Annotated in this window: 10 protein-coding genes; 7 read left to right on the plus strand and 3 right to left on the minus strand. The window is 69.1% G+C overall.

Annotated features, from left to right (window positions below):
- Positions 1–32: 32 nt before the first annotated feature.
- The 5 genes from ACLN58_RS12555 (at position 33) to pcrA (ending at position 4792) form a co-directional block, all read left to right on the plus strand.
- Positions 33–851 carry an inositol monophosphatase family protein gene (locus tag ACLN58_RS12555; protein WP_415855607.1) on the plus strand — a complete coding sequence of 273 codons (819 nt, stop codon included), beginning with the start codon at positions 33–35 and terminating at the stop codon, positions 849–851.
- Between the two features lie 79 nt (positions 852–930).
- The gene (locus tag ACLN58_RS12560; RefSeq protein ID WP_415855598.1) at positions 931–1122 is read left to right on the plus strand and encodes a hypothetical protein; all 192 of its coding nucleotides are present in this window, start codon (positions 931–933) and stop codon (positions 1120–1122) included.
- Positions 1123–1279: 157 nt separating this feature from the next.
- Positions 1280–1789, plus strand: a complete 510-nt coding sequence (locus ACLN58_RS12565; RefSeq protein WP_415855599.1) for a DUF892 family protein — start codon at positions 1280–1282, stop codon at positions 1787–1789.
- A 28-nt stretch (positions 1790–1817) separates the two neighbouring features.
- Positions 1818–2141, plus strand: a complete 324-nt coding sequence (locus ACLN58_RS12570) for a hypothetical protein (protein WP_415855600.1) — start codon at positions 1818–1820, stop codon at positions 2139–2141.
- Between the two features lie 128 nt (positions 2142–2269).
- On the plus strand, positions 2270–4792 hold the full coding sequence (pcrA, locus tag ACLN58_RS12575) for a DNA helicase PcrA (RefSeq protein ID WP_415855601.1): 2523 nt from the start codon (positions 2270–2272) through the stop codon (positions 4790–4792).
- 3 nt (positions 4793–4795) lie between these two features.
- On the opposite strand, the gene ACLN58_RS12580 is transcribed toward pcrA, so the two are convergent.
- Positions 4796–5239 (minus strand): hypothetical protein, encoded by a 444-nt coding sequence (locus ACLN58_RS12580; RefSeq protein WP_415855602.1) that lies wholly within the window; start codon positions 5237–5239, stop codon positions 4796–4798.
- Between the two features lie 605 nt (positions 5240–5844).
- Here ACLN58_RS12580 and sucC point away from each other — a divergent pair.
- Both sucC and sucD read left to right on the plus strand, forming a co-directional pair.
- A complete protein-coding gene (sucC, locus tag ACLN58_RS12585) occupies positions 5845–7014 on the plus strand; it encodes an ADP-forming succinate--CoA ligase subunit beta (protein WP_415855603.1) in 1170 nt (389 codons plus the stop codon).
- A gap of 13 nt (positions 7015–7027) precedes the next feature.
- On the plus strand, positions 7028–7963 hold the full coding sequence (gene sucD / locus ACLN58_RS12590) for a succinate--CoA ligase subunit alpha (protein WP_415855604.1): 936 nt from the start codon (positions 7028–7030) through the stop codon (positions 7961–7963).
- A 222-nt stretch (positions 7964–8185) separates the two neighbouring features.
- Here the strand turns inward: sucD and ACLN58_RS12595 are convergent, their stop codons facing one another.
- A complete protein-coding gene (locus ACLN58_RS12595; protein WP_415855605.1) occupies positions 8186–9322 on the minus strand; it encodes a flavin-containing monooxygenase in 1137 nt (378 codons plus the stop codon).
- A gap of 134 nt (positions 9323–9456) precedes the next feature.
- Positions 9457–9687: response regulator transcription factor (locus tag ACLN58_RS12600; RefSeq protein ID WP_415855606.1), on the minus strand; the 231-nt coding region annotated here is incomplete at its 5' end.

The following is a 9687-nucleotide window of genomic DNA, read 5'->3' on the forward strand; positions in this document are numbered from 1 at the left end:
CCCATTATCGTAGGCTGGTTACCGTGCCTGAGCTGACGCATGACCTGGCCCTCGACCCTTCCCTCGACGACGCCGCGCTCGCGGCCGCCCTCGTGCGCAACGCCGGGGGCCTCGCCCTCCGGATGCGCCGCGAGGGGCTGTCCGCGGAGCGGAAGACCTCCGTCTCCGACATCGTCACGGCCGCCGACAAGGCCGCCGAGGCCTACGTCGTCGCGCAGTTGGGGCGTTGCCGCCCCGACGACGGCGTGTTCGGCGAGGAGGGCGCATCCGTGCCCTCGGCCTCCGGCCGCACGTGGGTCATCGACCCCGTGGACGGCACCTTCAACTTCTTCTCGGGCTCGCGCTACTGGTGCTCCGCGATCGCGCTGCGCGGCGAGGCGAGCACGAGCGAGACCGACCCCGAGGTCCAGCTCGGCGCGATCTACCAGCCGCAGGAGGACAAGCTGTGGGTCGGCGGGGACGGTACGCCGTCGACGCTCAACGGCGAGCCGCTCGCGGGCCCCGACGACGCGCGCCTCGGACTGCTCGGCACGGCGACCTCGATCCAGCCCAAGTGGCTCGAGCAGCCGCTCTCGGCGATGCCGTGGCACAACGCCGCCGTGAAGGCCGCCTCGATCCGGATCCTCGGCTCGGGCTCGTGCGATCTGGCCCGCGTCGCAGAGGGCGAGATCGGCGCGTGGTTCCAGCATTCATGCCCCCAATGGGACTGGCTGCCCGGCAAGGCGATCGTCCGCGGGGCGGGCGGGACCACGGGCACGGTGGTGGTCAACGGCCTCACGTGGTTTGCCGCGGGCGGAACGACGGCGGTCGGCGAGATCCTCGACGCGCTCGCCGAGGTCCAGTTCGCCTGACTCGGGGAGCCCTTGACCTGCACTTCGCGCGGTGCTGTGCTGGAGTGACCCCGGAGGCGAAGGCTAAGGAGGGAGCACGATGGTCAGCGTAGAAGGCCAGGATCCGGTCCACGCCCTCACCGAGGAAGAGGACCCGTCGCTGGACTACTCGGTAGAGCCCGACATGCCCATCTGGGACGAGGAAGACGGCCTGATCGACAGCGAGGAGGTCGTGGTCGTCGAGGCGGACGAGGCCGACGTTGTCGAGCAGCATCGGAGCGCCGAAGCCTAGCCGGCGGCCCAGAGCGGCCACACGGCGCCGGGCATTGCCCGGCTCCGGCGGTTCGCGGGAAAATTGACCCAGGCAATGCCCGGCACGAAGTCATTGGACGGGGCCCGGCGGCCCTGGTGCTCGCGCTCGTGGCACTGCCGCGGAAAGCGAGGTCGCTGTGTTCGAGTACTTCACTGAAGCTCATGAGCTCTTCGTCTATCGGCTGGGGATCGCCCGCGGTACGAGCCGCCGCAACATCGTGACGCTTGGCACGCTCGAGCAACATGCTCAGCGCCGCGAGGTCAACGCCCTCATGCGGGATCTTCAGGAGGCGGCGCGCTCCCACGCGGCCGTCCTGGAGGACATCTTCGCCGACTTGGAGCGCAACGTCGCGGTGCCCGCGGGCCACACCGCGGACGGCCTCGACCACGAGGCGCACGTCGTGCTGCGCAAGACGGACAACTCGATCATGGACCTGGCCGTCCTGCCTCTCGCACTCGAGGTCGTGTACGGCGCGCTCGCCGCCTACGAGCCCCTCGCGTACTACGCGCGGGATTGGCTCGACGAGGGCATCGCGTCCCGGCTCGAGAAGATCCTCGTGGACCTGCTGTCCGCGCGGAACCGCGTGCTCGATCTGACGCGCGAGGTGTTTGCGAGCAGCGAGACGGTCGAGGCGACCACGGACTGATGTGACGGAGGGGCGAGAGGAGGAAACCATGAGTGAATCGACGACCGACGGCGAGCCGCGGGTCGAGAACCCGGACGGTGGACGCGAGCCGATCCAACCGGCGGACGGGGCGCCGCGGCACACCGGGCAGGAGCCCGGCGCGCCGCACTCGAAGGTGGGCCATTTCATGCGGACCATGGGCCATCTCCGCAGCGTCTACGGGCCGGCCGCGCACCGCGATCCACGCGAGGCCGAGGCGCACGGGCACAATCCCGAGGACGTCAAGGAGTTCGAGGAGCTCGAAGGCATCGACGTCAAGACTGACTCGGAGGGCCACCACTACGGCGTGCGCAAGGAGCCTCCCGCCGAATAGGGCGGCGCGGGCGCGGTGGGGCTCGGGTGTCTGGGTGAGTCGAATCTGCGGTGCGCCGGAGTGTCGAGGGCGAGTCGAATCTGCGGTGCGCCGGAGTGTCGGGGTGACGTCTTAAAATAGACCTCATCATGGAAATGCTCTTCGACCCGTACGCTGACCTGCCCAAGCCCGGCACGCCCGGGGGCGCGGAAGAGCCGGAAGGCGGCGACGAGAGTCACGGCGCGCCCCCGGATCGCGGAGGCATGGCGCCTCCCGCGTGGGTCTCGAGCGATCCCGAAGCCGCCGCGCAGTCTTTCGTGCCGCCGTCGGCCATTCAGCCCTCGGCGGAAGCCGAGCAGCTCCTCGACGGGCTCAACCCGCAACAGCGCGAGGCGGTGATCCACGCGGGGAGCCCGCTGCTCATCGTCGCCGGCGCGGGCTCCGGCAAGACCCGCGTGCTCTCGCACCGCATCGCGTACCTCATCGCGACCCGGCGCGCGCACCACGGCGAGATCCTCGCGATCACGTTCACGAACAAGGCCGCCGCGGAGATGCGGGAGCGCATCGAAGGCCTGGTGGGCGAGCGCGCCAAGCGCATGTGGATCTCGACGTTCCACTCCTCGTGCGTGCGGATCCTGCGGCGCGAGGCCTCCTCCGTGGGCCTCAATTCGAACTTCTCGATCTACGATTCGGCTGACTCGCTCAGGCTCATCACGCTCGTCCACAAGGGGCTCGAGCTGGACCCGAAGCGCGTGGCGCCGAAGGCCGTGCAGCACAAGATCTCCGCGCTCAAGAACGAGCTCATCGACGCGGACGACTTCGCGTCGCGGGCCAACATGAGCGATCCGTTCGAGGCTGGCGTCGCGGAGGTCTACAAGGGGTACGCGGAGCGGCTGCGGCAGTCGAACGCGATGGACTTCGACGACCTCATCGCGCAGACCGTCTACATGTTCCGGGCGTTCCCGGCAATTGCGGACGGCTACCGGCGCCGCTTCCGGCATGTCCTTGTGGACGAGTACCAGGACACGAACCACGCGCAGTACGCGCTCGTGCGGGAGCTCGTGGGGGAGGGCCCTGCGGCATCGGAGCTCACCGTGGTCGGCGACTCCGACCAGTCGATCTACGCGTTCCGCGGCGCGGACATCCGCAACATCGTCGAGTTCGAGAAGGACTACCCGGAAGCCCGGACCATCAAGCTCGAGCAGAACTACCGCTCGACCCAGACCATCCTCTCGGCGGCCAACGCGGTCATCTCGCGCAACCCCAACCGGCCCGAGAAGACTCTCTGGACGGCAGAGGGCAACGGCGAGAAGATCATCGGCTACGCGGCCGAGAACGAGCACGAGGAGGCCCGCTTCATCGCGGGCGAGATCGACCGGCTCGTCGACTCGGGGGACTACCGCCCGGGCGACGTGGCGGTGTTCTACCGCACGAATGCGCAGTCCCGGAGCCTCGAGGAAATCCTCATGCGCGTGGGGCTGCCGTACAAGGTCGTGGGCGGCACGCGCTTCTACGAGCGCAAGGAGATCAAAGACGCGCTCGCCTACCTGCGCGTGCTCGTCAACCCGGACGACGACGTCAACCTCCGCCGCGTGATCAACGAGCCCAAGCGCGGGATCGGGGACCGCGCGGAGGGCGCGATCGCCGCGCTCGCCGAGCGGGACCGCACCTCGTTCATGGCCGCGATGCGCCGAGCCGACGAGGCCCCGGCGATGGCGACCCGTTCGGTCAACGCGGTCAAGGGCTTTGTGAAGCTCCTCGACGATCTCGCCGTCGTCGCAGCGGGCTCGGGGGCAGTGGCCGCGCTCGAGGCGGTCCTCGAGCAGACCGGCTACCTCGCCGCGCTCCGGAACTCGACGGACCCCCAGGACGAGTCGCGCGTCGAGAACCTCGCCGAGCTCGTCGCCGTCGTGCGCGAATACGAGCGCGACAATCCGGAGGGCTCGCTCTCGGAGTTCCTCGAGCAGGTCTCGCTCGTCGCGGACGCGGACCAGATCCCCGACGCGCCGGGCGCCACGGCCGCCGAGGTCGAGGCGGCCGTCGCGGAGGCGAAGCGGCAGGGCGTCGTCACGCTCATGACCCTGCACACGGCGAAGGGGCTCGAGTTCCCGATCGTGTTCCTCACCGGCATGGAGCACGGCGTGTTCCCGCACCGGCGTTCCGCGACCGATCCCGAGGAACTCGCCGAGGAGCGGCGCCTCGCGTACGTGGGCCTCACCCGGGCCCGCGAGCGGCTCTACCTCACGCGCTCGGAGGTCCGGAGCCTGTGGGGCCAGAGCGAGTACTACCCCGCGAGCCAGTTCCTCGGCGAGGTGCCGGCCGAACTCATCGATTGGAAGCGCGAGGGCTCGGCGCGGCCGCCCGCGGTGGGGACGGCGGGGGACCGCTCCTCGTCGCGATTCTCGGGCTCCTACTGGGGCTCGGGGGCGAGCCGCAACGCGCAGTTCGACGCGATCTCCTCGCCGCCCGCGTCCGTGCGCGCCAATCGCGTGCAGCCGCAGAAGGAGGTCATCTCCGTCTCGGTCGGAGACAGGGTCAACCACACGGCGTTCGGCGACGGGACCGTCATCGGCGTCGAGGGCTCGGGAGACAAGACGGTCGCGAAGGTGACGTTCTCGGTCGGGGAGAAGCGGCTCCTCCTGCGCTACGCGCCCCTGACGAAGGTGAGCTGACCGCTACTGAGGCCCGGATCCGGGGTCGCGTGCTGCAACGAGCGCAAGGGCTGAGGGGTCGTAGGCCGCAGCTAACTGCGCGACGAACGATTGCGGGAGGCTCGTGACCTCAAGAATGATGCGATTGTGCTCCGCATCCGGGAAGGTGGCCCACACGGTGACGCCGGCCTGGTTCTGGCGACCGATCGCCGAGTCCATGATGTGCTTGAGATAGCTGCGGCTGTGCCGCACTTCTTCGATCCTCACGGGAACACTTGCGCGGAACGAGGCCGCTTGCTCGCGCCCCGCGGCCGTGACGGCGGTCAGGACTACTTCGCCCCGTGATCTGTTGACCCACGGGAATGACAGGTCGTCGGGGTGGACGGCGCTCAGACGATCGGCCTGATCCAGGGCCCCGGCCAGGCTTTCTGAAATGGGGCCCGGAACCACGGGAGTCGTGTTTAGCACGACAATCGGCGGGTCACCTGGGGTTGGGCCGGCGATGGCGCACGCTGCGGAACCCGAGACTGCGGCGATACTCAGAACGAGCGTGGCGATCCTGGCGATCCTTCGCCTACCGTTCCTGGCCGTCATTGCTGCCCCCGCCAGAGGATTGTCATGACTTTTCCACAGCTTGGTCGTGGTCCTCGCCCGTGTCAACGGACCGATGGTCAATCACGAGCGTCCGGGTTCTGAACCGGTTCCACTGCGCTCGCGCCAGTCTCCCCGGTATCTAAACCAACATCCCCATCATTGCCGGCCTCGCAGGCGAGTGAGGCGCGTCATCCCGGGTGGGCGCCGTCGTCGCTCGCCCAAAGTTTGGGGAGATTGGAGGAGAAGCTGGGGACGCCGGCCCGGAAGTTGGGGAGGCCGGATTCCGCAGCGCAAAAGTGCGGATTCTACACGTTGTAGAGCTGTGCGGTTGGTCACGAAACCGGGCTCGGAGGGACGGTGCCCCCGGCGAGGGACTAGAGTTTCCCCTTGGAGCACTGGGCCCGCCGACGGGGGAGCTCCCGCTGGCGAACCACGGTGATCCGATGTCAGAACTACTTCGACGTAGAGGACACTGAACCGTGGACCTGTTTGAATATCAGGCGCGCGATCTGTTCGAGGCACACGGCGTGCCCGTGCTGGCCGGAATCGTTGCGCACACCCCTGAGGAAGCCAAGGCTGCTGCCGAGAAGATCGGCGGAGTGACCGTCGTCAAGGCGCAGGTCAAGGTCGGAGGCCGCGGCAAGGCCGGCGGCGTCAAGGTCGCGAAGTCCCCCGACGAGGCGTTCGCGCACGCGCAGAACATCCTCGGCATGGACATCAAGGGCCACACGGTCAAGAAGGTCATGGTCGCGGCCGGCGCGGACATCGCCGAGGAGTACTACTTCTCCGTGCTTCTGGACCGCTCGAACCGCAACTACCTCGCCATGTGCTCGGTTGAGGGCGGCATGGAGATCGAGCAGCTCGCCGTCGAGCGTCCCGAGGCGCTCGCGCGGATCGCGGTCGACCCGGGCACGGGCATCGACCAGGCCAAGGCCGCCGAGATCGCGGAGGCCGCGGGCTTCGCCCCCGAGCTTCGCGCAAAGGTCGCGAACGTCATCCTCAAGCTGTGGGACGTCTTCAAGGGCGAGGACGCCACGCTCGTCGAGGTCAACCCGCTGGTCAAGACCGGCTCCGGTGACCTGATCGCGCTCGACGGCAAGGTCTCGCTCGACGAGAATGCCGCGATCCGCCACAAGGAGCACGAGGAGCTCTCCGACAAGGACTCCGAGGACCCGCTCGAGGCCAAGGCCAAGGCCCTGGACCTCAACTACGTCAAGCTCGACGGCGAGGTCGGCATCATCGGCAACGGCGCGGGCCTGGTCATGTCGACGCTCGACGTCGTCGCGTACGCCGGCGAGGCGCACGGGAACGTCAAGCCGGCGAACTTCCTCGACATCGGCGGCGGCGCCTCGGCGGAGGTCATGGCGAACGGCCTCTCGATCATCCTCGGCGACCCGCAGGTCAAGAGCGTGTTCGTGAACGTCTTCGGTGGCATCACGGCGTGCGACGCCGTGGCCAACGGCATCGTGGGCGCCCTCACCAAGCTCGGCGACTCGGCGAACAAGCCGCTCGTGGTCCGCCTCGACGGCAACAACGTCGACGAGGGCCGCCGCATCCTCCACGAGGCCAACCACCCGCTGGTCACCCTCGCGGAGAACATGGACCAGGGCGCCGACAAGGCCGCCGAGCTCGCTTACGCTGCGAAGTAAGGGACGAAGAATCATGTCGATCTTCCTCAACAAGAACAACAAGGTCATCGTCCAGGGCATCACGGGCAGCGAGGGCTCCAAGCACACCGCCCGCATGCTCGCGGCCGGAACGAACGTGGTGGGCGGCGTGAACGCCCGCAAGGCCGGCACGACCGTCAAGCACGCCGACCAGCACGGGACCGAGATCGAGCTCCCCGTGTTCGCCTCGGTCAAGGAGGCCATGGCCGAGACCGGCGCCGACACGTCGATCGTGTTCGTCCCGCCGGCGTTCACGAAGGACGCCGTGGTCGAGGCGATCGAGGCCGAGATCGGCCTCGTCGTGGTCATCACCGAGGGCGTTCCGGTCCAGGACTCCGCCGAGTTCTGGGCGCTCGCGCAGTCCAAGAAGGACGTCGAGGGCCAGCAGATCACGCGCATCATCGGCCCGAACTGCCCCGGCATCATCACCCCGGGCGAGGCTCTCGTGGGCATCACCCCGGCGAACATCACCGGCAAGGGCGGCGTTGGCCTCGTCTCGAAGTCCGGCACGCTGACCTACCAGATGATGTACGAGCTCCGTGACCTCGGCTTCTCGACCGCGATCGGCATCGGCGGCGACCCCGTGATCGGCACCACGCACATCGACGCCCTCGCGGCGTTCGAGGCGGACCCCGAGACGAAGGCGATCGTCATGATCGGCGAGATCGGCGGCGACGCCGAGGAGCGCGCGGCCGAGTTCATCAAGAACAACGTCACGAAGCCCGTGGTCGGCTACGTGGCCGGCTTCACCGCGCCCGAGGGCAAGACGATGGGCCACGCCGGCGCCATCGTCTCCGGCTCCTCCGGCACGGCCCAGGCCAAGAAGGAGGCCCTCGAGGCTGCGGGCGTCAGGGTCGGCAAGACCCCGTCCGAGACCGCGCACCTCCTCCGCACGGTCTACCCGACGCACGAGCCGCAGTCGAACCTCTGAGTCGCTCACCTCCAACGGTCGACGGCGGCCGGTGCCTTCCGCGCGGAAGGTCACCGGCCGCCGTCGCCCGTTTGGGGGTCACGTCCCGTGGGTGCGCGTCCGTTTGGGGGTCACGTCGCGTGGGTGCGCGTCCGTTTGGGGGTCACGTCGCGTGGGTGCGCGTCCGTTTGGGGGTCACGTCCCGTGGGTGCGCGTCCGTTTGGGGGTCACGTCGCGTGGGTGTTACCCGCGGGAGCTGACCCTTGGATGGGTTTGGGCGGCAGCGCGGGCAGCGATCCGATCCGCGATGAAGTGCGCGTCCCGCCCAACGCCCCCCACGAGGTGCGAGTAGAAGCCCCGCTGGAAGAGCAGCCCGACGAAGAACAGGCCGGGCACGCCGCTCGCCGCGCCCTCGGTCTCGGCCGGATACCCGTCGTCGCCGACCCGGAGCGGGCGAACGAACGAATAGTCCGGGCGATAGCCCGTGCACCAGACGACGTTGGCGACGTCGAGGACGGTTCCGTCGTCGAGAAGCGGCAGGCCGTCCCTCGAGCCGACCGTGCGGGCCTGCGTCCGCCGGACGCCCGCGGCGTCGAGGTCGGCGCGTCGTGTGCGGACGAGCGGGGAGCCCCCGCCGCGGATTTTGGAACGCATCTTGCGGCCGATCGGGGTCCTGAGCGTGAATACCCGATTCGCCAAGAACCACATAATGGGCCCACCGATCCGCTCGTCCACGGGAATCTCGCCGTGGTGCCGGCCTGAAAGCCATGTCTCGTGCCCGGCCCGCGCGACCTCGAGGGCGATGTCTGCCCCTGACTGGCTCGCGCCCACGACGAGCACGGGACCCGGGAGAAGCTGGCCCGGCCGACGGTACCCGATCGAATGCAGCTGGCGAATGCCCGGGTCGAGCTCGGCTGCCACGCTGGGGATCTTGGGGATCGCGTCGCTGCCCATCGCGAGAACGACGTTGCTCGCCGTCAGCCGGCCCGCGCTCGTCTCGAGCACGAAACCGCCGCCCGAGTCGGAGTCCACTGACGTCACGCGGACGCCCGTGCGCACCGGAACGCCGATGAAGCTCGAGTACGTCTCGAGGTAGTCCGCGAGTTCCACCGCCGTGGGGTACGCCGTGCGGCGGCCGGGGTAGGGCAATCCGGGGAGCCCGTTGAAGCGGGCCTGGGTGAAGAGCCGGAGGGAATCGTAGCGCTCGCGCCACTGGTCGCCGATCCGCTCGCGCTCGTCGAGGACGACGCATCCCCGGCCAGCTTGGGCCAACCAATACGCGGTCGCGAGTCCGGCCTGCCCGCCCCCGACAACGACCGTTTCGACGTGCTCGCCGCCGCCGGCCTCGGCGCCCCGCGCGAGGGGCTCGATGCTGGTCATGATGCCCTCCTGAACCAAGGGCCCGCCGTCCGGGCCACTGATTCGACGGTACGGCGGGTGGGTGGGCGGCCGCGTCGGGCGGATCATGCAAATCGCCGCGGGCGGGAGTGGGTCATTCTGTGCAGCCCTAACGGTCAGGGGCGCTCGAGGAGGCCGTGGTCGTATGCGTAGGCCGTCGCGGCGGCACGTGAGGCGATCCCGAGCTTCGCGTAGATGTTCGCGAGATGGCGCGCCACGGTCTTCTCGCTCAGTACGAGTTCCTGGGCCACGGCCCTGTTGGTGAGCCCCTTGGCCACGAGCCGCACCACGTCCAGTTCGCGCGAGGTGAGAGGCCCGGACGACGGCGCGTGGCCGGGGAGCGCCGC

The organism is Sinomonas sp. G460-2 (assembly GCF_047759905.1).
Classification (GTDB): domain Bacteria; phylum Actinomycetota; class Actinomycetes; order Actinomycetales; family Micrococcaceae; genus Sinomonas.

Coding starts and splice junctions, on each gene's coding strand:
- ACLN58_RS12570 (WP_415855600.1), top strand. CDS start 1,818: ATGAGTGAATCGACGACCGACGGCGAGCCGCGGGTCGAGAACCCGGAC.
- ACLN58_RS12595 (WP_415855605.1), bottom strand. CDS start 9,322: ATGACCAGCATCGAGCCCCTCGCGCGGGGCGCCGAGGCCGGCGGCGGC.
- sucD (WP_415855604.1), top strand. CDS start 7,028: ATGTCGATCTTCCTCAACAAGAACAACAAGGTCATCGTCCAGGGCATC.
- ACLN58_RS12560 (WP_415855598.1), top strand. CDS start 931: ATGGTCAGCGTAGAAGGCCAGGATCCGGTCCACGCCCTCACCGAGGAA.
- pcrA (WP_415855601.1), top strand. CDS start 2,270: ATGGAAATGCTCTTCGACCCGTACGCTGACCTGCCCAAGCCCGGCACG.